Genomic DNA, 23,715 nt, shown 5'->3' with positions numbered 1-23,715 from the left:
GCGATGAATGTCGTTGACTCGGATTTTGTCATTGTCGGAGGCGGCTTAGCGGGAAGTGTCGCTGCTTACCGATTGAGTGAATTCGGCGATGTCACCCTACTTTCAAAGGCGCCGCCGACAAAGAGCAACTCGTATGCCGCGCAAGGGGGCATTGCAGCCGCCATTGGCCCACAGGATTCGCCGTCACTGCACGCAGCGGACACCATCGCTGCCGGCGCGGCGCTGTGTCGCCCCGATATGGTGGCCATGCTTACGGAGCGGGCGCCTGGTGTCATCCGCTGGCTCAACGGACTTGGTGTCACATTTGATCAGCATTTGTCGGGGGAATTCGCTTTGGGACTGGAAGGTGCGCACCGCCACCGCAGAATTTTGCATGCAGGTGGGGATGCAACGGGTCGGAAGGTCATGGAAGTGATTCTCGCGGCTTTGCAGCAGATTCCCACCATCCAAAGAGAGACGAACATTCAGGTACTAGGGCTCGCTCAACGACGTGATGGTTCGGTTGCTGGTGCATGGGGACAATCCGCCTGCCACCCAGGGCAGCCTATTTTATTCCGTGCGCGCCGAGCTACTATCTTGGCCACCGGTGGTGTGGGACAATTATACCTGCGTTCGACGAACCCGGTTGGTGCGAGTGGGGACGGAATAGCCCTTGCGTATTGCGCGGGTGCCCCCGTGCGCAACTTGGAGTTCGTACAGTTTCACCCGACTGCGTTAGATGACAATGAACAACAATGCTTTCTCATCTCCGAGGCTGTCCGTGGGGCGGGGGGCGTCCTGGTGGACGGTGATGGCACCCCAATCATGCAGGATCATCCACTCCGTGATTTAGCACCGCGTGACGTGGTCGCTCGTGTGATTTACCAGTACATAACTAGGCGGCAACCCGTATACCTCGATTGTCGAAGGATTTCGGGTTTTGCTGAGTTATTCCCGACGATTTATCGGCACTGTGTCTCCCGTGGACGAAATCCCGCTGTCGATTTATTGCCGGTGTCGCCTGCAGCTCATTTTATGATGGGCGGTGTGCTGGCTGAGATGGATGGAACAACAGGTGTGTCAGGGTTGTACGCGATTGGAGAAGTCGCCAGTACTGGCGTCCACGGGGCGAACCGTCTAGCTAGCAACTCATTGCTCGAATGCGTAACAATGGCACTCACCCTGGCGGACAGCATGAAGCGTTCAACAATGGTATATCGCAAAACGGATATGCATCTCGATGTGGAGGATCCGATCGCGCTGTTCACGCCGGACGCCCCTGAGGTGATTCGTGAGGTACAGTCCGTGATGTGGGCGGCGGCCGGCATTGTTCGCGATGAAATGTCTTTGTTGGCAGGATTGGAGCAGCTGAACATACTTTCTGAACGGTATCCACAGTCTCCAAGCGTGATTACAGCCCGATGCATTGTGCAATCGGCATTGTTGCGCAAAGAGAGTCGGGGTGCGCATTACCGCCTAGATTACCCGTCGCAAAGACCGGAGTTGAACGGGTGGGACAACGTTTTGTCACAGAGCGGAAGATCACCTGTGTAAATATGAATATCGGCCAATTATCACGCTGAATTTTGGCTGATTTGATTGTTTTCAATATTGTAGTCAAAAGATACTATCAAATTGTAAATAATCATTAGAAAAGTATCAAAATAAGGAGGATCCCAAACATGTCTGGAACGCCCAACACAAAGATGGTGACACCGCCGTCGGCCTATAAGATTGTCAACATTCCAGAGCCATACGCGGATGTCATCCAGCGTCATGGCGTAGACGGCAAATTCGTCAATTCACAGGAGAGCCCGTGGGTCCCATTCGGGGAGAATGCAGCCATTCGTCACCTTGCCTTCGACGTTCGCAATAACATTGCCAGCAACATTTTATGGATCAAGTCGGGCGGCGTGATCGGTACGCACCGGCATCGGGGTACCATTGTCATGGTTTGCCTCGAAGGTAGCGCCCGCTATTTAGAGTATGACTGGGTAGCTGGCCCAGGGGACTTGATTTACGAAACGCCGGGATTGACGCACACGCTCGTGAGCGACCACCCGGAGGGGGTCAAGTTGTTCGGTTGGCTTCAGGGGGCCATTGAGTTTTTTGACGAAAACGCGAATTTCCTCGAGACGGTGGATGTCTGGTGGTATATCAATCACTACGAGAGCTATTGCTGTGAGCATGGGATTCCAATTAACCCGCAAATGTATCTTTGAACGTGATCGAATGTACCACTTCCACTTGAATGAAAGCGCTTTACTTAATCCTGGCACGACAGCAGGCTGGTACGTCGGACTTCCTGCGAATTGAAAAGGGTGGGATTGCGTGCGATCCGCAAGCCGATGGTGGTCATATGAAAATGCCGTCTTAGCCATTTTGTCCGCGGGTTGGGGTTTTCTTTTCTTAGAGCGGATGGACATCAACTATTTGATGCCGTTTATGGTGAAAGACTTACACCTGTCTAATGCTGAAGTGGGGTTTGTTGCTGCTGGATTTTCCTTGACGTGGTCGTTGTCGGGTTATTTTGGCGGGTATTTTGGAGATATTTTGGGAAAGCGCAAGCTCCTCTTAATCATCAGTATCCTTGCGTTTTCCCTCTGTTCCTTTATTACTGGTCTGGCCACAGGATTTCTTCTGTTAGTCGTGTTCCGAATGGTGATGGGGATGCTCGAGGGGCCGTTCTTTCCCGTGGGCACATCGATTCTCTTAGCCGAATCGACTTATTCTCGCCGCGGATTCAACTTGGGGTTTTTGCAGAACTTCTCCTCGAATATTTTAGGGGGCATGATTGGGCCGGTTGTCATCGTGGCGCTCGCGACGGCTGTGGGCTGGCGGTATACGTTCTTTTTCACTATCATTCCAGGCATCGTCGTGGCGCTGTTGATGTGGAGATTTATCAGGGAGCCGAAACCAACCCGCGAAGACGCAGCGGAAATGGTGACGCACGGTGGAAAGCGCCAAGGTGAGAAGATTCGTCCGTGGACGGTCTTCAAATATCGAAACATGATTCTCTGCATGATCATTTCGGTTTGTCTAATCCCCTGGTACACCCTGCTGTTCACCTACGCACCTTTGTATTTGACACAAACTAGAGGAATGTCTCCCCACATCATGAGTTATGTCATGTCGATAGTGGGTGTGAGCGCTGCTGTTTGGGGATTTGTCGTACCCATGTTGTCTGATAGGTTGGGTAGAAAATCGATGATGATTCTGTTTTGCTTGATTTCTATCGTCGGGCCGGTATCTGTCCTGTACTTGCACGCAGCTCTCTGGTTTTTCATGGTCGTCATTTTTATCGGATGCGCCGGCACGGGCGGCATGGCACTTTACATGTCGGTCATTCCTTCCGAGACCGTACCGAGAAAAATTGCAGGCGCCGCGATTGGCTTAGCGATGGCCTCCGGAGAATTCGTCGGCGGTGTTGGGATTGTCTCTGCTGGAGGGGTCCTGGCGAATCACTATGGGTTGGTAGCCCCGCTCTTGATGTCTGCAGCGTTTGCGCTGGTCGCGGCGTTCGTCGCAATCTTTCTCACCGAGACAGCCCCCATCAAAGTGAAGGCGCGACTCGTATCCACCACGGACGCCCAGGTCAACTTGGATGTGTAAATTGCTAAGCAAACTCAGTTGAGAAGAGGAGAAAACCAATGAAAGCTGCCATGTGGTATGGAAGGAAAGACGTCCGCGTGGTCGATATTGAAGAGCCAGTCGTCAAAGCAGGAACCGTTAAAATTCAAGTGGAGTGGTGCGGGATTTGCGGGAGCGATTTACACGAATATGTAGCCGGCCCGATGACGATCCCAGTCGAAACACCGCATCCGTTGACAGGCCAGGTTGCCCCTGTTGTTTTGGGACACGAATTTTCGGGGCGCGTGGTCGAAGTTGGGGATGGTGTCACGCGCGTGGCGGTTGGTGATAGGGTCGTTGTCGAACCGCTCCTCAGTTGTGGGAAATGCGCGCCTTGCAAAAGCGGACGATACAACCTGTGCGTATACCGTGGATTTCACGGATTGACATCAGATGGTGGCGGATTTTCCGAGTACACTGTGGTTCATGAGAACTTGGTTCATAGGCTCCCTGGGGCGTTGTCATTCGAAGCGGGGGCGATTGTCGAGCCTGCGGCGGTCGCCGTGCAAGCGGTGTATTCAAGTGGACTCAGGATAGGCGACACTTGTGCGGTCTTTGGTGCCGGCCCCATTGGTCTCTTGCTTACACAAGCGGCAAAGGCGGCCGGCGCGAGTACCGTGATTGTCGTGGAAGTTTCGGAACAAAGACTTGCGAAAGCTGAACAATTAGGCGCTACGCATTTGATCAACCCACAAAGCGAGAAAGTGATTGATGCGATTCTCGCTGTAACTGATGGGCAAGGGGTGGACGTCAGTTTTGAGGCGGCCGGTGCGCAGACCGCGCTTACGCAGGCTATTGGATGTGTGAAAGCGGGTGGCGAGGCCGTCATTGTCAGCCTGTGGGAGCAAGAAATTGTCTTCCACCCAAATCTACTCGTTTTGAACGAGCGGAAAATTACTTCGTCCGCCGCGTATTGCCGAATGTTTCCGAGGGTCATGTCGCTCATTGCCAGTGGACAAATCAATGCCGAGGGATTGGTTTCTAAAAAGATCCACTTAGAAGACATCGTCGCGGAAGGTTTCGAAGCGTTGTTGACAGACAAATCTCAATCCAAGGTTCTTGTGCGGCCAAGGTGAAATTTTGCAAGGCAAAGTACGGTAAATGATCCATCAAATTGAGGAGGAATCTCATGATGAACCGATTTGAAGAAGAAGTCTATCATTGTACCGATGTGATCACGGATTTGATGGAGCGCACGGAGAACCCATTGCATCGGGCGATTCTCAAGAACTACCGCAGACACATTCATTTGGAAGGGGCCGGGTTGTTTGACGAGATCGTGGCACCGGACATGATGACGGAAGAACCCCTTTATCGAATCAACTGGGGCGAGCCAAGTGTGATCCGGGGGAAACAAGGGGTTGTGGACTTTTACCGATCGGTGAAAGAAGCTGTGATGTGGAATACGGACGATAAGATTGCCGTCGCGGATTGGGGACTTTGCGATGAACTCACCTTTAATTTTTTGGTGACGGGGACTGACCTTTGTGCGCTTGGCGTCGATGTCGAGGATAAAGACGCCATTTATCACTATCAAACCCGCCAGGCTTTCGTTTGGCCATACGACGATCACGCTCGGCTGCTTGGAGAACATCTTTATGTGGATGCGACGAGTGTTCATATTGAAAAAGTCCATCCGAATGACGTGATCACTCCGGCCCGAGCGAGAGAAATTCATCTGGAAATTCTCGAAACATTGGAGAAGTAAGCAGATTGATATCTTGATGGGCACTTGGGGAACCAAGTGCCCTGACTTTACCCAAAGACCTGCATGTCCGGGGTGCCCCAGCATGTCTTATTAAGACACCCATGCTTCTTTCGGAGATGATAAGACATCAAATCTGCACTAATCCCTGGGTTTTCGCCGTTGTCGGTTAGATTTTGAGTAGATAGGGTATCGCATGTGTCTTAAATCGGTGAAAACCGCTGAAAATTCTAAAATAGGGTAGATAATTTGCCTTATGCGACGGCCCTATATCCATATCACCACTGGGCCTAAGTGGCAGCAGTCCAACTACACAGTTATGCCCCACCGTGTCCTTCATCGCGGCACAGCACTCTCCACCTACACGTATTAACATTAGGCTTGTCCTAAATAATTCAGAATTGACTGTAAATATCGACGGTGCTATTCTGTGTGTGACCACAATACGGGCGAGGTGACCGCATCACGGACATGGAGCAAGTGGGAGGAACAAACAAGACGCTAGTCATTCAAAAAATCGGGAGTATATTGGACTATGTTTCGCGTAATGGACCTGTGTCGTCAGTATCTAAGATGGCCGCTGAACTGGAAATTCCACGAGGGACACTTCATCGATTATTAAACGACTTGGGATCAGAACAATTTTTGAACCGAAATGAAAGCGGTTACGAAGTGGGCTGGAGAGTCCTTTCGCTCGCTGCTCACGCATTGAGCGACCGTGATATCGTACAACTGGCGCGTCCATTTGTACAATTGCTATCTGCACAGACAGGTCTTAATACCTCCGTGTACGTCCGTGTAGAGGAGTGTCGCATGTGTGTTCATCGCGTTGAAGGGGTATCCATTTTACGGCCAACCGTGAAAGTAGGGGAATTGTTGCCGTTACACGCTGGTGCGTCAGGCAGGATTTTGACTGCCTGGTTGGCAGATGCGGAGAGGGAGGAACTACTCCGATTATCAAGAGAGCGGTTTCCTGATGTGAGTTCCAAACAAGACCCTTCGTGGTGGATGACCGTTCGAGAACAAGGATGGATTTTGAGTGTCGGTGAGCGGGATCCTGAACTCGCGGCGTTGGCAGCACCTTTGTTTGACGTCAGTGGCGCGGTGGTCGCTTCGCTATCTGTTTCTGGGTCAACGTTTCAATTTTCGAAGCAAGATACGACCTACATTGCAAAAATGGTAACGGAATGTGCTCGTAAAATCAGCCTGCAAAGGAGATGAATCAGAAAGGTTTCACCATCACGAACAAGGAGATGGGGGCTGTGGGTTCTTCACTGACATCAAGGCATGAACGACCATTGGAAGATATCCGCGTCTTAGAATTTGGGTCTTTAATTGCAGGTCCTTTTGCGACAAGGCTGCTTGCGGATTTTGGCGCGGAGGTCATTAAGATTGAGTCACCACAGGGGGATCCGCTACGCAAGTGGGGATTACTTACAGAAACAGGCGACTCATGGTGGTGGCAGGCTCAAGCGAGAAATAAGAAACTCATGACGCTTGATTTACATCATCCGGAGGCCCAGAAAATTGTGCGGGATCTTGTCCGCGAGGCAGATGTCATCGTGGAAAATTTCCGACCTGGGCAAATGGAGAAGTGGAATTTAGGTTACGACGAGCTTACGCAGGTAAATCCCGGGATTGTATACGTCAGTGTATCTGGGTTTGGTCATTCGGGGCCGTATCGGGATCGTCCAGGTTTTGGAAACATCGCGGAGTCAATGAGTGGTATGCGGTACGTGACAGGATTCCCTGACTTGCCACCTGTTCGTGTAGGGTTTTCTATCGGCGATGAGATTGCGGCATTGTATGCGGCGTTGGGTGCACTGATGACGCTTCTCAGGCGTGAGAGACAGAAGGACGGTTTGGGCGATCATGTAGATGTTGCCTTGACGGAAGCGGTGTTCAGTATGACTGAAGGGGCTATGACGGAGTACAAACATGCAGGTGTGATACAGCAGAGGACAGGAAATGCTTTGAAACGCTCAGCCCCGTCGAATATCTATCCTACGAAAGACGGCAAATGGATGGCTATCGGCGCGAACACCCCTAGAATTTTCCCACGTTTGCTTGCCGCGATGGGGCGGGATGATCTCGTCCGTGATCCAAAGTTTATTGACAATCAAGCACGCCTGGAGAACATCGAAGAGTTGGATCAAATCATCTCGGATTGGACGAAACAGTTTTTACTCGCAGAGCTTTGGGAGACGTTGAACGCCCATGAGGTACCAGCTGGACCTGTGATGAATGTTGCCGACATTGCATCAGATCCGCATTATATCGACCGTGAGATGGTTATTCAAGTTCCTTCAGAAGATCTAGGTGCGGTTTGGATGCCTGGTATTGTGCCGAAATTGAAGAACTTTCCGGGTTACGTTCAGCATGCAGGTCATCGCCCGGGGCATGACACTGTCTGGGTATTGAAGTCACTCTTGAACTGGGATGATGAACGAATTGCAACTGCGCTGGAACAAGGGGTGATATACCAATGAATTGGCCGCAAACAGTAAAAGTCATTGATGTTACGCCACGAGATGGGCTGCAGGATGCAGCGGGGGAATTGACTGCCGAGCAAAAGATTCAGTTGTGCAGGGATCTCTATGCGGCAGGTGTTCAAAGTGTAGAAATTACCGCCTTTGTCTCGCCAAAGTGGGTGCCGTTGATGAGGGATGCAGAAACGGTTGCGCTCGCCTTGCGTGAGCTGAGTGACACGATTGCGCTTGTGCCTAATCAAAAGGGTTTTGAACGCGCACTTGCTACTGGCGTCAATGCGGTGACGTTTGTCGTGTCGGCAAGCCCCATCCACCAGCGCGAAAACCTTCGCATGTCACTGGCGGATTCCTTTGAGCAGTTTCGCAGGATTGCGCAAATGCACGCAAGTTCGCAGGTTCGACTACGCGGGGCGATTTCCTGTGCGTTCGGGTCGCCGTTTTCTACTGAGTCGATTACGCCAGAGACAGTTGCAGATATTGCTTGTGAATATGTAGACTCAGGTGCCGTAGAGTTGAGCCTCGCGGATACGGTCGGCGTCGGTACCCCACAAGTGATTTACGATACCATTTTGTCTGTGAAACAACGGGTAGGTCACCACGTCCCCATCACGTTGCACTTACATGATCGATATGAGCTTGGGCTTGGCAATATCGTGGCTGCACTGGCTGCCGGTGTGACGGTCTTTGAGACTGCGCTGGCTGGTTTAGGTGGGTGTCCGTTTGTGCCAGACGCACCAGGGAATCTAGATACTGAAAAGGTGGTGCGTTGGTTGCATTTGATGGGGATTCACACTGGAATTGATGAACACGCTTTGTCGCAGATAAGAAAGCGCTTACTAAAAGATTTGGATGCGTCTAATGGTAGAGCAGATTAAGTTGAGATGAGGGTAGTTTCAGCGAGTGGGGGAGCGATATGCAGGGATCTGTGGAGGTGGATGTACAATGTCCAATCTGTCGATTGCAGCGAGATTAGATAGGCTCCCTATCGGGGCGGTACACCGTAAAGCGGCGTTTATTATTGGGCTTGGTCTATTTTTCGAACTGTATGATGTATATCTATCTGGGGTGTTGGGATCCGTTATTTCAGATCAGTTTCATATCAGCGGATCGACCCAATCGTTACTGCTTGGTTCGTCTTTCCTGGGGATGTTCCTTGGGGCGATTTTCTTAAATCGCATGGCAGATTTGATTGGTCGCCGCAAGGCATTTATGGTAAACCTTCTCATTTACTCCGTGTTTACATTTCTGTGTGCATTCAGTCCGAATGTTGTGTTGCTCGTCCTATTTCGCTTCCTTGCAGGAGTCGGCATCGGTGCTGAGGCGCCACTTGGCGACACCTATCTCAGCGAAGTTCTTCCAACTTACCGCCGCGGCAAATTGATGGTGTGGGCTTACACGTTGCAGTTTTGTTCCATGCCGGTAGAGGGGCTGCTGGCTCGTTGGATAGTTCCGACGCAATTTGGAATGGCAGGTTGGCGGTGGATGTTTATCATTGGCTCCTTGGGTGCCGTTTTCGCGTGGGCCTTGCAACAGTTTTTACCCGAATCTCCACGTTGGTTAGAATCGGTCGGGAGAAAACCAGAGGCAGAGGAGATTATGATGAGGTTTGAGCGGCATGCCGATAGGAGCGAGGAGGATATTCTCACAAGCGCCGCGCCTACGGTGCCCGACCCTCCGCAGGAGAAATTGCCTGTTTCGACACTGTTTGTCGCGCAATTCCGCAGGCGGACGATACTATTATGGGTATTCCAAATCCTCCAAACATTTGGTTACTATGGGTTTGGAACGCTTGTTCCATTGGTGCTTGCTGCAAAGGGATTTGACGTGCATAGTTCGCTCACCTATACGACTTTGTCGTTCATCGGTTATCCTGTCGGATCGCTCATATCGCTGTCTATCGTGGAACGTATTCAGCGCAAATGGCTGATCGTCATGGCTGCGTTCTGCATGGCACTGTTCGGAATTCTATTTGGTATTTCTAACTCGATAATTCTCATTATAATCTTTGGCTTCCTCTATACGATGGTGAGCAACATTTTTTCAAACGCCTATCACATTTTTCAAGTTGAAATTTATCCCACTTCGATCCGCGCAACTGCATCAGGTGCTGGTTATAGTCTCAGCAGACTGTCAAGTGGTCTGATGCCGTTTGTTCTTTTGCCTTTGCTGCAAGGCAGCGGTGCCACGGCTATGTTCTCCGTGGTCGCCATCGCGATGGTCATTGTAATGATAGATATCGGCGGCTTCGCTCCGAAGACCACGGCTCGTGTACTAGAGGAGCTCAATCAGGTGCCCTCAAGTGTGGCCACGTCAACTGAAAATCATTCCATTACACCGTAGTACGTAGAATAGACTCTCACTGAAGCGCGCGAGGGCGTATGTCCTTGCGCGCTTCCATTCGAGGAGGTCCGACGATGAAGGATGATCGAAGCGTTCGGCAGATTGACTCGGTGCTTGAGAAAATCGCTGACTATGTCGTAGAGCAAACTGATTTTGGGGAACAGGCGCTATCCACCGCACATTTGACGTTGGTGGATGCAATGGGATGTGCGATGGCGGCCTTGCAGTACTCAGAATGCGTCAAACTGCTTGGTCCGATAGTGGAGGGGACAACAGTGCCGTGCGGTGCTCGCGTACCCGGCACTCGATATGAGCTAGATCCCGTTCAAGCTGCATTTAATATCGGGTGTACGATTCGTTGGTTGGATTACAACGATACGTGGCTGGCGAAGGAGTGGGGCCACCCGTCTGACAATTTGGGTGGAATTCTCGCGATTGCAGATCACCTCAGTCGCGTTCGTGAGGCGGGCGGACAATCCCCGCTCACGGTTCGAGATATCTGGTTGGCCCTGGTTCAGGCGCACGAAATTCAAGGGGTACTCGCACTTGAGAACAGTTTGAATCAGCATGGGTTCGATCACGTTCTATTCGTGAAGATTGCAACGGCGGCAGTGGTTACCCGTCTGCTCGGTGGGACGAGAGAACAGGTGCAGAATGCCGTATCCAATGCCTTTATTGATAACGCAAGTTTGCGTACGTATCGTCATGCACCGAATACGGGATGGCGTAAGTCTTGGGCGGCTGGTGATGCGACGAGCCGTGGCGTTTATCTTGCATATTTGGCCCTGAAAGGGGAAATGGGCTATCAAACTGCATTGTCAGCGAAGCGTTGGGGGTTTGAGGACGTCATTCTGGCGGGAGAACCCGTGAAGTTGAATCAACCGTTAGCATCGTATGTGATGGAGAATATTTTGTTCAAGGTATCGTATCCTGCGGAGTTTCATGCACAGACTGCACTCGAGGCAGCGATTCGACTTCATAAAGTGGTCAAACCTCGGTTGAACGACATCGCACAAGTGACGATTCGCACGCACGAATCAGCGATTCGCATTATCAGCAAGACGGGGAAGTTGATGAATCCAGCGGACAGGGATCATTGCTTACAGTATATTGTGGCCATCGGCTTGCTTTACGGGACGATGACGAGTGATCACTATCAGGACACTGTAGCGGCGGATGAACGCATTGACGCGCTGCGTGATAAGATGAGTGTCGTTGAGGAACCGCGATATAGTCGGGATTATCTGGATCCTAACAAACGCTCTATCGCGAGTTCTGTGCAGGTTCAATTTACAAATGGATGCCGTACGGATGTTGTGGAAATCGAATATCCAATTGGACATCCACGTCGTCGGGCGGAGGGTATCCCGAAGCTCTGGGAAAAGTTTTACGATAATTTGTCTACGCATTTTGGCAGCGAACAAGTCGCGCGAATTTATTCAACGTGTCAATCCTTCCAGGCGTTGCAACGCATGCCTGTAAATCAGTTTGTTGACTTGTTCTTGCCGGAGAATCAAATGATGTGAGGCGATTTTATGACTTGGTTAGTTGAACCAGATATTCAGCAGAATACTTTGGCCGCACGTTTTATGGAGCTTATGAAACAACCAGAGGTTTTGCAGATTCCCGGGGCGCACGATGGAATGAGTGCATTGCTCGCGAAAGAGGTCGGGTTTCAGGCTCTCTATTTATCGGGTGCGGCGTACACGGCGAGTAAGGGAATTCCCGATTTAGGCTTGGTTTACTCGGAGGAAGTCGCTCGACGTGCGAGAGATCTCGTTCGCGCAACGAAGCTCCCAGTTCTAGTAGATATCGACACGGGCTATGGTGGCGTACTCAATGTGGCGAGAACCGCGAAAGAAATGGTCGAGGCAGGCGTTGCCGCTGTGCAAATTGAAGATCAGGAGATGCCCAAAAAATGCGGCCATTTAAACGGTAAAAGGCTAATTTCAGCGGACGAAATGGTGCAAAAGATTCAAGTCATCCGCGAGGTGGCTCCCACGCTTGTCGTGATTGCCCGAACAGACGCAAAGGCTGTCGAAGGGATGACGTCGGCATTGGATAGAGCACAGCGCTATGCGGCCGCCGGCGCACACGCGATATTTCCAGAGGCGTTGTTAAACGAATCGGAGTTTCGCACATTTCGAGAGGGGATTTCTCTACCGCTGCTCGCGAATATGACGGAGTTCGGGAAGACACCGTATCTTACTGCGGAACAGTTCGCCGAATTGGGATATGAAATGGTCATATACCCTGTTACATCACTACGAGCCGCCGCGAAGGCATGTCGCGAGGTATATCGAGAAATTCTGACCGCAGGTACGCAAAAAGGGTTGCTCGATTCACTGCAGACGCGGGCAGAACTCTACGAAACCATTCATTATCATGCATATGAGGCTCTGGATAATCGAATTGCGAAGACTGTATTGCCAGTGGAGGGACAGGAGTGAACCAAATTGGCAATACAGCCCCACAATGCCCCTTCTCAGTTCACCCGTCGCACAGGGGAGCCCGCCAAGAAGGCCGCGATGTCTTCGACTACCTGGTGAAACCATGCGCGATAGGTATCTTCGCTCACATATCCGATGTGGGGCGTGGCTAGGACGTTTGGCAACGTGCGCAAGCGGTGGTCGGGTGGCAGTGGCTCTACTTCGAATACATCCAGTCCCGCGCCAGCGATACGCCCCTGTTCCAGTGATTCAATGAGTGCATTTTGGTCGACAATCGGGGCGCGGGACGTGTTGATAAGGTAAGCCGACGGTTTTATCAGCGAGAGCTCCCGCTGTCCAATGAGCCCTCTGGTTCTGTCGCTAAGTACGAGATGGATAGAGACAAAATCGCTAGATTCCAGCAACGCCTCTTTCGACGGCGCAAGTTCGACACCTACTTCTTCTGCTCGCGCGGCGGTCAAGTTTTGACTCCACGCGACGACACGCATCCCAAAGGCCAGCCCGATGCGCGCTACCTGGCTTCCGATGCGGCCAAGACCTAAGACACCGAGCGTGCGGCCGTAGAGATCTGTGCCCACTGTACTCTGCCAGCGTCCGCCACTTCGCAGTGTCTGATTTTCTTCCACGATATGTCTGGCAAGTCCCAGGATAAGGGCCCAGGTCAGCTCTCCTGTCGCAAAGGAACTACCCTCTGTTCCACATACCGTCACGTTGTGGGCGTTCGCGGCAGCTATGTCGATGGCCGCATTGCGCATTCCAGTGGTTACGAGTAACTGGAGTTTTGGCAGGCGGTTGAAGATAGATGCGGAGAACGGTGTGCGTTCGCGCATCGCCACCACAATATCAAAGTCTTGAATGGCGTCGACTAGTGCGTCTTCGCCGTCGATGTGATGGTGGAACGTGGTGACATCCACTTTGTCCGTGACAGGTGTCCAATCGGTTATGGTTGCTGCGACTTGTTGGTAGTCGTCTAATACGGCGCAACGCAACTTCAAATGACAGCTCCTCCGTTCCAAATACATGAAATCCGCGATGGCGTGAATGTAAGCGTTTGTTGCACTGGGAGAACGAAACTGAGTACGTATTTTTTCCATTATAGCAGAACTAGCTGTTGGCCATCTGCGTAGATTTTCAACAATACGATTCTTTTTGTCACGTACCATATCGACGAAGCGATGATCAGCTCAGGTGCGCATCAGGCACAATACGTGCGCTGTTCCAGCGAAGACAACTGTGCTGCAACGGACAGAAGCCCCACTTTTGCGCGACTGTTTCCAACGATCACGACCTTTGCTTAGTGAATCCATGGCCCAAAATTCCCCACGCGTGCGTCTCCTATGTTATAAAGTGTATAGCGTATCAAATTGCGCATGAAGGAAACGAGGCGACGTCGATGAAAGTTTTGATCACGGGTGGAGCTGGGTATATTGGCAGTCATACCTGTGTTGCGTTGTTGGACGCTGGACACGATATCGTCGTGTTGGACAGCTTTGCGAATAGTAAACCGGAGTCTCTTCGCCGCGTTGCAGAGATTTGTGGCAAGGACTTTGCAATATACAATGTCGATTTGTTGAATCAATTCGAGGTCGAGGACGTATTTGCCCGGGAAAAGCTGGATGCCGTCATCCACTTTGCGGGGTATAAGGCTGTCGGGGAGTCCGTTTCACAGCCGCTGAAATATTATCACAACAATTTTACGGGGACGGTCATTTTGTGTGAGGTGATGCAGAAATTTGGCGTCACCAAAATGGTATTCAGTTCGTCGGCGACTGTGTACGGAACGAGTGATGATGTTCCATTTACGGAGGACATGCCCGTTGCGGCCATCAATCCATACGGGCAGACCAAAGTGATGCTGGAGCAGGTATTACGAGATCTCTGCGAGGCGGACAGCGCCTGGCGTGTGGCGGCACTGCGCTATTTCAATCCAGTCGGGGCGCATGAAAGTGGGCTGATTGGCGAAGACCCGAACGGGGTTCCGAGCAACTTGCTCCCGTATGTCACGCAGGTGGCGATTGGCCGATTGCCGGAGTTGACGATTCACGGCGACGATTACCCGACGCCAGATGGAACGTGCATTCGCGATTACATCCACGTGATGGATCTCGCCGAAGGCCATGTCAAAGCCCTGGAAAGTCTCGTGGACAAGCCCGGCTTCGAAATTTACAATCTCGGTACGGGTGTTGGAAGCAGTGTGCTTGAAGTGGTTCACGCCTTCGAAGAGGCGTCTGGTGTCAAGATTCCGCGGCGCATTGGCCCGCGTCGGCCGGGTGATGCACCGGTGAGTTATGCGGATGTATCCAAGGCGCAGCGCGAGTTAGGCTGGCGGGCGAAGTATAATCTCGTGCAGATGTGTGCCGATGCTTGGAACTGGCAATTAAAGAACCCGAATGGGTTCGCGGGAGAAGCCGAAGCGGGTTTGTGATTCGTAACATCATATGTACTCAGGAGTCGATGTCAAAATGGGCGAGATCCATTTGATGTCGGCTCTTTCCATCCCTAGGTTTAAAAACTGGGTGGCGTCATCGCCCACACAGATCTGCAGGTTTTTTGTCCAGGGTTACGAAAGCGATGAGGGGTTGAGGACGGGAAACAGATGCTGTCCCCTTCATTGAGATGAATTTCCTGATTTCCAAGTCGTATGTCAAGTTCACCTTCAAGAACTAACCCACATTCTTCGCCTGCGTGGCTGACCATTCCCTCCGGATCATGAATCGTACCGGGCTCAATCTCAACGATTAGGAATTCTATCTGACCTTGTAGGTTTGGGCTCAACAGCTGATACCGAACGTTGGAATTGGAAATTTGGATGATTTTTCGCTGTTCTTTGCGCACAACCATGCTTTCATCTTTCTGGTTCTCGAAAAAATAATGCATAGGGATGTCGAGCTTTTGACATATTCTCCAAAAAACCGTGAGTGTTGGCGTGACCTTTCCACGTTCAACCTGACTGATGAGGCTTTGACTAACGCCGCATGCTTCTGCTAAATCCTTGATAGTGAGTCCTTTTTTCTGTCGGACGTCTCGCAGTTTTATGTAGTCAAACTCCATGGAGTGCTCGATTCCCTTCAATGTAGACAGCAAAATAGTGTGTGATAAAAGTATAGCAAATATTTAACAGGTTGGGGGGAGAGAAAAATGAGTACAACGGTCCTTGCAGAAGTACTCATTTTTCTGGAGGAGGATATGGGTTTTCAGGATAATGAACAGATTAGTGACGAATCACCGTGGCTGTTTTGTCAGTGGTGGAGGCTACGCCATCTTTCTTCAACCGCAGATACGCGAACCAGTAAATGACGGCGATGGCGATGATGATAGCTGTTTTGAGTAAGTCACCGAGCCCTTGTTGTGTGAGTGCGAGAATCACACCGATGATGGCGATAACAGGTGGAATCGGCCAGAGTGGCATGCGGAACGGACGGTCGGCCGAGCGGTTTTTATATCGATGAATCAACGCCGAAGTGGCAATGAGTAAGTAGATGACGACGATAATCACACCAGTGAACGTAATCAAGTTGTTCAATGAAGTGAAGTAACACAAAATTGCGTTGCCGATGCCAAGAAAAACGAATCCCCACTTTGGGACATTGTGGCGATTCATACTTCCAAAAAAGCGGTTGATAGGCCCCGGCCAATTGTCTTGCCTAGCTGTGTCTAAATAAATCCGGGCATAAGCAAGATTGCCGCTTAGGCCGGTGTCAAACATCGCAATGACAACACCGATAATTAAGATGGTAGCACCAATATGACCAGCACTGGATTGTGCAATATAGGTTAACGGGGCACTTGATTTCATGGCCTCGGAGAGGCTGGGCATGGCGAGCGTAGATGAGATGACACCTAACAATTCGGTGACGACAGAGGCAATCACGGCGACCATGACTGCACGTGGTAGCACGCGCTTCGGCTCATGCGTTTCCTCAGCAAAGTAAAGCGGCCAGTCGTAGCCATTGAATGCGAAGAGCGCGGGAACTACAGCTGCAAGTAATCCGGCCATGCCTGTGTTGATCAGGTGGCCCTGCGCATTCACTGTGGTTGGATGAAAGATAAACGATACGGAGTGGCGTGCTCCGACGAATGTAATCACAATGAATGCAAAAATGACGGCCAGTTCGATGATGAGCATCGCCATTGCGACCCAACTGGCCGCACCAATGCGTTCGAGGGAAAACCAGGTGACAATGCCCATCATGACAACTGCGGCCCAGTTGACTGGGATTTGTGGAACAAGTGAGTTCAAATATGTCGCCGAGGATACGAGAATACTTGCAGTCACTACGACACCAAGTACGAGAAATAGGAGTGCTGCAATAAAGCCAAATGGTTTACCTAATGCGCGGCGCACAATTGTATATGCACCGCCGGCCCCTGGGAAAACCGAACCCAATTCCGCGTAGCAGAACGCCATCGAGATGGCAATACAGGCGCCGATGACAAATGCCCAAAAGACGCCAGTCCCCGCTGATGACAGCCCTTCTCCATATACCAGGAAAACCGAGGTTGTTGGGGAAATGGCTGCGATAGCAATGGCAACGACTTGTTTCATACTTAATACTTGCTTGAACTCTCCTTGAGTGTGTTTTTCGGTATGCACGAAATTCCCTCCTTCATCTGTTTCATGACGATGTAAGTAAACGATTCAGGTCTGTTCGATTCAATATACTATAATTTCTGAATATATGATTCATTATATTTATCAGGTGATCCGTGTCAACGGACAACCTGTTTGAATTTCTTTATAATAAAATTCATTTGCAATAATTTAAGTATATTGATATATGTGTTGTGCACTTCTATAATGAGCCAATAGAAAGGTGGGCGGTGTGTGCGTGATCAAATGACGCCTGTTTTCGATTTGCACTCGGATATTCCCACGGATATTGCACGTAGAAGGGCCCAGGGTGAGCATAACGTTTTCCGAACCCACCATTATCCGCGTTTGCGGGCGAGCGGTGTGAAAGCTGTCGTGTTTGTACTCTGGGTAGAACCTGAGCATCGGCAACGGAGCGCACATCGACTGATTGAACTTCTTGGAGCGCTGCTGGCCGATTTTCATGAATGTTGCGATTGCGTGGAACTCGTGAAAGACCAAAAGTCGCTTCAAAATGTGGTAGCGGCTGGTAAGGTTGCTGTTGTTCTTGGTGTCGAGGGGATGACATTCGTAGAACAGTGGTGGCTCCAGGGGACACAGTATAGGGACGAAGAAGAGGCTCTGAAAGAACAATTTGCATTATCGATGGGCATCTTACGCCAAGTAGGTTTGCGTCACGCCATTTTGGTCTGGGGCGAACAGAATGCAATCGCGAGTGGACCCGGAACTTTTTTCGATCCCGCCGGATGCATGGGATTAACGACGTTTGGGCGAAAAGTAGTGGAACGTCTAGCGGAAAGCAAAATTCTGATTGATGTGTCCCATCTTGACGAGCTTTCGACAGAGGAGGTACTAGATGCCGCTCCGGGTATCGTTATAGCTTCGCATTCGAACGCCCGTGCGCTTTGCGACCATCCACGTAATCTTTCAGACTGTCATTTGAGAGAAATCGGCCGTAGACATGGGATTGTTGGGTTGAACTCGTACGCGAAGTTTATTGATGAGGACAAGGCGGACATGGATAGATTTATCGATCACCTCGTCTACATTGCAAATTTAATTGGCATCGAGCATGTTGCTTTTGGCTTTGATTTCATGGACTACTTGCCGAATATCTACGGGTTTCCGGAACGGACTGAGGGATTGTGGCGCGTCGAAGATGTCCCGGGGCTTTTAAACAGGTTGATTGTACGTGGATTTTCTGAACAGGAAATCACGCAGGTGGCCTACTACAATGCATTGCGGATATTGGGTTGAGACTGAAGAATTAGGAGGGACTACCATGATTATTGGTGTACCGAAAGAAATTAAAAACAATGAAAACCGTGTTTCGCTGACGCCTGGGGGCGCAAAACTCCTCGTGCAACAGGGGCATCGCGTGTTGGTTGAACGGGGTGCCGGTAGTGGTTGTGGATTTCGCGATGAGGAATACGCACAGGCTGGTGCAACTTTAGTTTCGCACGAAGCGGCCTGGATGGAATCGAATATGGTGATGAAGGTCAAGGAACCACAGCCGACAGAGTATCGCTTTTTTCGAAAGGATTTAATCTTGTTTACCTACCTGCACCTTGCTGCAGAACCTGAGCTAGCGCGCCAACTCGTAGAGAAGGAAACTGTAGGGATTGGCTATGAGACCGTTCAAGCGGCAAATGGCAGTTTGCCTCTGTTGGCGCCAATGAGTGAAATTGCTGGGCGCATGGCGCCGCAAATTGGAGCGCAGTTTTTGACGAATCACTATGGTGGACCAGGTGTGCTGCTTGGTGGCGTCCCTGGCGTGCGTGCCGCGAACGTCGTCATCATTGGTGGCGGGACCGTTGGTACCAATGCAGCGAAAATTGCAGTGGGTATGGGGGCGCATGTGACGATTCTAGATAAGAGCGCCGACCGCCTAGCGTACCTGGATGATTTATTCGATGGCCGAGTAGAAACAGTTGTCTCCACCGAGGACGAGATTGCTACGTCCGCTCAAACTGCAGATCTGTTGATTAGCTCTGTTCTAATTCCGGGTGCGAAAGCGCCGAAATTGGTAACGACAGCAATGGTGCAGGCGATGAAGGAGGGGGCTGTGATTGTTGATGTCGCTATCGACCAAGGGGGATCGGTTGAGACCATTGATAAAATCACAACCCACGAAGACCCTGTTTACACGAAGTATGGCGTGATTCACTATGCCGTAGCGAATATACCCGGTGCTGTGGCACGGTCATCCACATTGGCACTTACGAACGCAACATTGCCATATGCGCTACAGATTGCAAGGGATGGTTGGATGAAAGCTGCGCACGACAACGCTGCACTTCGTCCTGGTGTCAACACGGTCGCGGGTTACATCACGCATCCCTCTGTTGCGACGGCACTTTCGATGCCATTTGCTGACGTCACATCTATGATTTCTTGACGAAGCGATGAGGAAGGGGATTGCACCATGATCCATCTTACGAAGGAACAGCATTATCGCGACACCTGGGCAGAGGTGAACCTTGATGCCATCAGGCATAATGTTCGTGCCGTACGTGCGTGTGTGGGGCCTGATATTATGATTATGGCGGTCGTCAAGGCGAATGCATATGGACATGGTGCGTCTCCAGTCGTAAAGGCTGCCATTGAGGCGGGGGCAAATTACCTTGGCGTCGCCACATTAGACGAGGCTATCGCGCTGCGAAGGGCTGGAATCGAACTGCCCATACTTGTGCTGGGGTATGTATCCGGGGAGTACGCAATCGTCGCCGCCCGGCAGAGGATTGTGTTGACTGTCGTTGGATTACAACATGCGAAGGAACTTGTCGCAAAGTTTCCACGTGGGCAAATGATTGACTTACATGTTCATCTCAAACTAGACACAGGTATGGGAAGACTGGGCGTACGTACCGCCGATGAACTGGCGATGGAAGTTGAAGCGATATCCGCTCATCCCAGTATCTATATTGATGGTGCTTTTACGCATTTCGCACAGGCGGATTCAGCAGAAAAAACGTACACGATGCAGCAATTGCAACAGGCGAGTGAACTATTTTATGCACTCCGAAACACAATGCATCTCAACACCGCTGAATCATTGATTCTTCATGCAGCAAATTCTGCAGCAATTCTTCAATTCCCGGAAAGTTATTTAAACATGGTGCGACTAGGTATTAGTTTGTACGGCGTGTATCCTTCATCAGAGGTCAACCGGGATCGGATAACTTTACGACAGACCCTAACGATGTACACCCGAATAGCCTATTGTAAAGTTCTTCCCCCTGGAACTTCCGTCAGTTATGGTAGGACGTTTATCACCAAGCAAACTATGAAAGTGGCTACGTTGCCTGTCGGATATGCAGACGGGTATCATCGTTCTTTATCCAATCGGGGTTATGCAGTCGTGCGGGGAGTCAAGTGCCCCATTGTAGGGATGATTTGTATGGATCAGACGATGATAGATGTTAGTCAAGTGGATGGCGTTGAGGCTGGCGAAGTCGTCACGATATACGACGAGCAGACACTTCCTGAACTTGCAGATTTGGCGCAGACGATTCCATATGAACTTTTATGCTCTATTTCACCCCGCGTTCCTAGAAGGTATGTCGAGGACGACTGAGTCCTCACTGGGATGCACCCAGGATAGCGAACGTGCAATGGCCCACTCGGAATCATGTATACACAATTGCATAACTATTCAATTTTGCATAGTCCATTGGGTTCATCTTCTGGAACCTCGTTATTCAAAAGTGCATAGCGTTCTCTAAATCCTCTACTTGCGGGACGTGTGCATATGCGCATGCGTGCTCGTAATTTCAATTGCGATGTACAAGGGAGTGCACTCCGCGAAGTACCCCTGGCGATGATGGCATGAAAATTGCTTAGAAAATGGGTAGGTACGTCAGACATTGAATGCAGGGGGTACATCGCATGCGTTATCAACCGAAGGACTCGTTTCAATCCCCACGTTTTTGCGGACCTCGCACGTTCGCTCGGCTTCCATATGTAGAACACCTCGATGATGACATGGATTTTGTGATTGCTGGTATTCCGTTTGATTCCGGTGCATCGTTTCGCACAGGGCAGCGATTTGGGCCCGAAGCCATCCGCGACTTCTCCATTCTTCTTCGTCCGTACAACGTCGAACAGGATATCAATGTATTCGACTATGTTTCTGGTGTCGATTATGGCGATGTACCTGTTATTCCTGGGTATATTCAGCTCACTTATGACAAGATTGTCGAGACCCTGGGCCCTGTGTTGGAGCGGGGGATTGTACCGATTTGTCTAGGAGGCGATCACGCCATTACATTAGGGGAACTTCGTGCGGTTGCCCGGAAACACGGCCCGGTTGCGCTGGTTCACTTTGATGCCCACTCAGATACCTGGGACAGTTATTTTGGACAAAAGTATAACCATGGTACGCCATTCCGGCGGGCACTTGAGGAGGGATTGCTCGACGTTTCAAGGTCGATTCAGGTAGGGATGCGCGGCGCGCTTTATTCGCCTGATGATTTGGACGATGCGCGGCGATTGGGCTTTGCGGTCTATTCGACGAACCAGTTCAAGCGCATGGGTGTGGATGAAACCCTGAAATTGATTCATGAACGCGTAGGTCAGGGTCCAGCTTTTCTTACCTTTGATATCGATTTCTTAGACCCGAGCTATGCGCCAGGCACAGGTACACCGGAAGTGGCAGGTGTGAGCATTGACGATGCACTCACACTGGTGCGTGGACTCACCGGAATTCAATTTGTCGGCTTCGATTTGGTTGAGGTGCTTCCCTCTTATGATCATGGGCAAATCACCGCGGCGGCCGCAGCTAATGTGATTTACGAGTTTATCACATTGTTGGCATTGCAAAAACGTGAGGCAAGTAAAAAACTGGAGCAGCTAAAGGAGATTCACATTGGCTGAATATCTTCAACTACTGATTGATGGAGCGTGGATTGAAGGTGCGGCCTCGGTCCGCCCCTTGCGTAATCCCGCGACGGGTGAAGAGATTGCCCGGATTCGGGATGCCGATGCGACACAAGTAGACGAGGCCGTCATGGCGGCGCAGCGTGCGTTTCATCAAACGAATTGGGCGACGGATACGGCGCTTCGCGTTCAAGTTTTACGCAAACTGGCGGATGCACTCGAAACGGCTGCAGACGAGTTTGCGCACTTGGAGACACAAAACACAGGCAAACCCCTTCGGGAGTCGGAATTGGATGTGGCAGATTCCGTATCCTGTTTCCGTTACTATGCCGACTTGATTGCCTCTAAAGAGCCGTGGCAGAAAGATATGTGGGACGGATCGAAAAGTGTTGTGGTATACGAGCCCGTCGGGGTGTGTGGGTTGATTGTCCCTTGGAACTTCCCACTTTTACTGGGCGTCTGGAAACTCGCTCCGGCTTTGGCGGCAGGAAACACGGTCGTCTTTAAGCCGGCGGAGTTAACGCCATTGACTGCGCTGAAGCTTGGCACTTTGGCACACGCAAGTGGCGTTCCTAATGGTGTGTTCAACATTGTGCTTGGTGATGGTCAGGTGGGGGAAGAAATCGTCAGGCACCCGGACGTGGACAAAATTTCCTTCACAGGCGGTGCCAAGACGGGCAAACACATTTACGCAGCTTGCGCCGAAGGGCTCAAACGCATCTCTTTGGAGTTGGGTGGAAAGTCCCCGTTACTTGTGTTTGACGACGTGGACATCGACATTTCGGTAGATATTGCGTTGTTCGGAGCCTTTTTCAACCAAGGACAGGTTTGTGTCGCATCCTCTCGACTCTTGGTTCACGAGGCGATATATAAGGAATTCACCGAGAAGTTCAGGCGGAGGGCGACGGGCCTTAAATTGGGGGATCCATTCCATCCAACCACAGAGCTCGGCCCTGTCGTGAGTGTTGAGCACCTTGAGAACATCAACAGATTTATTCGAAACGCCCAATGTGCAGGGGCGACGCTGTTGTGTGGTGGGAAGGTCAAGGCTGACATAGGTCCGCTGTTCCTCGAGCCGACTGTTTTCGTGGACGTTCGCCAGGATATGGAGATTGTACAAGAGGAAGTGTTTGGTCCGGTCATTACCATTCAACCATTCGCCGAGGAAGCCGATGCCATACGGCTAGCGAACGATACGAAATATGGCTTGGCGGCTGGTGTCATCACGAACCATCTCGCTCGCGCCGAACGCATCGCGAGGTCTTTGCGAGCTGGAACTGTATGGCTGAATGGCTATCACACTCCGCATGTTGAAGCACCTTGGGGCGGGTTCAAGCAAAGCGGTATAGGTCGTGAATTAGGACCGGAAGGACTGATAGGCTTTATGGAGCCAAAACACATGAATATTCATCCAGTGCCTTCGAAAGTGGGATGGTTCGTGGAACGCGGGCATACCGTCAGATAGATTTCGCTTCAATGGCGGGTGCTGCGCTTGTGATGGATTTCTCTTGACAGCGGAACAGTGCGTCAATAGAATTTTCGTATCTAGAATTGTCCGTTGATTCTTATCATTCAGTCGTTTCTCGAATCAAATGCCTTCCTGCGTAATACGACATGCGCTTTTGGTGCGTGTACGCCGGATGTTCGCGTTCT

The 23,715-nt window shown here is 50.9% G+C and carries 20 protein-coding genes; 17 read left to right on the top strand and 3 right to left on the bottom strand.

The genetic code is table 11. The features are described 5' to 3' along the window. The first annotated feature begins 3 nt into the window (after positions 1-3). From nadB to prpB, 11 genes are all read left to right on the top strand, one after another. Entirely contained in the window at positions 4-1,533 is a 1,530-nt protein-coding gene (gene nadB / locus K1I37_RS17835) for an L-aspartate oxidase (RefSeq protein ID WP_021296550.1), read from the top strand. 128 nt (positions 1,534-1,661) lie between these two features. Further along, complete coding sequence (locus K1I37_RS17830; protein WP_021296549.1) at positions 1,662-2,201, top strand: 2,4'-dihydroxyacetophenone dioxygenase family protein; 540 nt, start codon at positions 1,662-1,664, stop codon at positions 2,199-2,201. 109 nt (positions 2,202-2,310) lie between these two features. After that, a complete protein-coding gene (locus K1I37_RS17825; RefSeq protein ID WP_021296548.1) occupies positions 2,311-3,591 on the top strand; it encodes an MFS transporter in 1,281 nt (426 codons plus the stop codon). A gap of 38 nt (positions 3,592-3,629) precedes the next feature. Beyond that, the gene (locus tag K1I37_RS17820) at positions 3,630-4,685 is read left to right on the top strand and encodes a 2,3-butanediol dehydrogenase (protein WP_021296547.1); all 1,056 of its coding nucleotides are present in this window, start codon (positions 3,630-3,632) and stop codon (positions 4,683-4,685) included. 53 nt (positions 4,686-4,738) lie between these two features. Continuing rightward, entirely contained in the window at positions 4,739-5,317 is a 579-nt protein-coding gene (locus K1I37_RS17815; protein ID WP_021296546.1) for a hypothetical protein, read from the top strand. 468 nt (positions 5,318-5,785) lie between these two features. Continuing rightward, positions 5,786-6,535 (top strand): IclR family transcriptional regulator, encoded by a 750-nt coding sequence (locus K1I37_RS17810; protein ID WP_021296545.1) that lies wholly within the window; start codon positions 5,786-5,788, stop codon positions 6,533-6,535. A 41-nt stretch (positions 6,536-6,576) separates the two neighbouring features. Further along, on the top strand, positions 6,577-7,803 hold the full coding sequence (locus K1I37_RS17805; RefSeq protein ID WP_021296544.1) for a CaiB/BaiF CoA transferase family protein: 1,227 nt from the start codon (positions 6,577-6,579) through the stop codon (positions 7,801-7,803). Next, the gene (locus K1I37_RS17800; protein WP_021296543.1) at positions 7,800-8,678 is read left to right on the top strand and encodes a hydroxymethylglutaryl-CoA lyase; all 879 of its coding nucleotides are present in this window, start codon (positions 7,800-7,802) and stop codon (positions 8,676-8,678) included. The genes K1I37_RS17805 and K1I37_RS17800 overlap by 4 nt, the downstream gene beginning before the upstream one ends. A 67-nt stretch (positions 8,679-8,745) precedes the next feature. Beyond that, positions 8,746-10,143, top strand: coding sequence for an MFS transporter (locus K1I37_RS17795; protein ID WP_021296542.1), 1,398 nt, complete (start codon positions 8,746-8,748; stop codon positions 10,141-10,143). Between the two features lie 74 nt (positions 10,144-10,217). Then, entirely contained in the window at positions 10,218-11,669 is a 1,452-nt protein-coding gene (locus K1I37_RS17790; RefSeq protein ID WP_021296541.1) for a bifunctional 2-methylcitrate dehydratase/aconitate hydratase, read from the top strand. A gap of 9 nt (positions 11,670-11,678) precedes the next feature. Continuing rightward, entirely contained in the window at positions 11,679-12,593 is a 915-nt protein-coding gene (gene prpB, locus K1I37_RS17785) for a methylisocitrate lyase (RefSeq protein ID WP_021296540.1), read from the top strand. A gap of 35 nt (positions 12,594-12,628) precedes the next feature. Here prpB and K1I37_RS17780 read toward each other — a convergent pair whose 3' ends face one another. Continuing rightward, positions 12,629-13,588 carry a D-2-hydroxyacid dehydrogenase family protein gene (locus K1I37_RS17780; RefSeq protein ID WP_021296539.1) on the bottom strand — a complete coding sequence of 320 codons (960 nt, stop codon included), beginning with the start codon at positions 13,586-13,588 and terminating at the stop codon, positions 12,629-12,631. Positions 13,589-13,986: 398 nt separating this feature from the next. Between K1I37_RS17780 and galE the strand changes: the two genes are divergently transcribed. Beyond that, positions 13,987-15,018, top strand: a complete 1,032-nt coding sequence (gene galE / locus K1I37_RS17775) for a UDP-glucose 4-epimerase GalE (RefSeq protein ID WP_021296538.1) — start codon at positions 13,987-13,989, stop codon at positions 15,016-15,018. An 80-nt stretch (positions 15,019-15,098) separates the two neighbouring features. Here galE and K1I37_RS17770 read toward each other — a convergent pair whose 3' ends face one another. Together K1I37_RS17770 and K1I37_RS17765 are read right to left on the bottom strand one after the other, a co-directional pair. Next, positions 15,099-15,644, bottom strand: coding sequence for a helix-turn-helix domain-containing protein (locus tag K1I37_RS17770; RefSeq protein ID WP_021296537.1), 546 nt, complete (start codon positions 15,642-15,644; stop codon positions 15,099-15,101). 160 nt (positions 15,645-15,804) lie between these two features. Beyond that, positions 15,805-17,187, bottom strand: a complete 1,383-nt coding sequence (locus K1I37_RS17765) for an APC family permease (RefSeq protein WP_021296536.1) — start codon at positions 17,185-17,187, stop codon at positions 15,805-15,807. 231 nt (positions 17,188-17,418) lie between these two features. Between K1I37_RS17765 and K1I37_RS17760 the strand changes: the two genes are divergently transcribed. From K1I37_RS17760 to K1I37_RS17740, 5 genes are all read left to right on the top strand, one after another. After that, positions 17,419-18,441, top strand: coding sequence for a dipeptidase (locus K1I37_RS17760; protein ID WP_021296535.1), 1,023 nt, complete (start codon positions 17,419-17,421; stop codon positions 18,439-18,441). 25 nt (positions 18,442-18,466) lie between these two features. Beyond that, positions 18,467-19,582 (top strand): alanine dehydrogenase, encoded by a 1,116-nt coding sequence (gene ald / locus K1I37_RS17755; protein WP_021296534.1) that lies wholly within the window; start codon positions 18,467-18,469, stop codon positions 19,580-19,582. A 27-nt stretch (positions 19,583-19,609) separates the two neighbouring features. Next, positions 19,610-20,761: an alanine racemase gene (gene alr / locus K1I37_RS17750; protein ID WP_021296533.1), complete on the top strand. Its 1,152-nt coding sequence runs from the start codon at positions 19,610-19,612 to the stop codon at positions 20,759-20,761. A 311-nt stretch (positions 20,762-21,072) separates the two neighbouring features. Then, positions 21,073-22,059, top strand: a complete 987-nt coding sequence (speB, locus tag K1I37_RS17745) for an agmatinase (protein WP_021296532.1) — start codon at positions 21,073-21,075, stop codon at positions 22,057-22,059. Next, positions 22,052-23,527: an aldehyde dehydrogenase family protein gene (locus K1I37_RS17740; RefSeq protein WP_021296531.1), complete on the top strand. Its 1,476-nt coding sequence runs from the start codon at positions 22,052-22,054 to the stop codon at positions 23,525-23,527. The genes speB and K1I37_RS17740 overlap by 8 nt, the downstream gene beginning before the upstream one ends. Positions 23,528-23,715 lie beyond the last annotated feature (188 nt).

Source organism: Alicyclobacillus acidoterrestris (genome assembly GCF_022674245.1).
In the GTDB taxonomy this organism is placed as follows: domain Bacteria; phylum Bacillota; class Bacilli; order Alicyclobacillales; family Alicyclobacillaceae; genus Alicyclobacillus; species Alicyclobacillus acidoterrestris.
The sequence above is the reverse complement of the archived record's forward strand: the minus strand, read 5'-3'. Positions and strand labels throughout refer to the sequence as shown.

Coding starts and splice junctions, on each gene's coding strand:
- nadB (WP_021296550.1), top strand. CDS start 4: ATGAATGTCGTTGACTCGGATTTTGTCATTGTCGGAGGCGGCTTAGCG.
- K1I37_RS17830 (WP_021296549.1), top strand. CDS start 1,662: ATGTCTGGAACGCCCAACACAAAGATGGTGACACCGCCGTCGGCCTAT.
- K1I37_RS17820 (WP_021296547.1), top strand. CDS start 3,630: ATGAAAGCTGCCATGTGGTATGGAAGGAAAGACGTCCGCGTGGTCGAT.
- K1I37_RS17815 (WP_021296546.1), top strand. CDS start 4,739: ATGATGAACCGATTTGAAGAAGAAGTCTATCATTGTACCGATGTGATC.
- K1I37_RS17810 (WP_021296545.1), top strand. CDS start 5,786: ATGGAGCAAGTGGGAGGAACAAACAAGACGCTAGTCATTCAAAAAATC.
- K1I37_RS17800 (WP_021296543.1), top strand. CDS start 7,800: ATGAATTGGCCGCAAACAGTAAAAGTCATTGATGTTACGCCACGAGAT.
- K1I37_RS17795 (WP_021296542.1), top strand. CDS start 8,746: ATGTCCAATCTGTCGATTGCAGCGAGATTAGATAGGCTCCCTATCGGG.
- K1I37_RS17790 (WP_021296541.1), top strand. CDS start 10,218: ATGAAGGATGATCGAAGCGTTCGGCAGATTGACTCGGTGCTTGAGAAA.
- prpB (WP_021296540.1), top strand. CDS start 11,679: ATGACTTGGTTAGTTGAACCAGATATTCAGCAGAATACTTTGGCCGCA.
- galE (WP_021296538.1), top strand. CDS start 13,987: ATGAAAGTTTTGATCACGGGTGGAGCTGGGTATATTGGCAGTCATACC.
- K1I37_RS17770 (WP_021296537.1), bottom strand. CDS start 15,644: ATGGAGTTTGACTACATAAAACTGCGAGACGTCCGACAGAAAAAAGGA.
- ald (WP_021296534.1), top strand. CDS start 18,467: ATGATTATTGGTGTACCGAAAGAAATTAAAAACAATGAAAACCGTGTT.
- alr (WP_021296533.1), top strand. CDS start 19,610: ATGATCCATCTTACGAAGGAACAGCATTATCGCGACACCTGGGCAGAG.
- speB (WP_021296532.1), top strand. CDS start 21,073: ATGCGTTATCAACCGAAGGACTCGTTTCAATCCCCACGTTTTTGCGGA.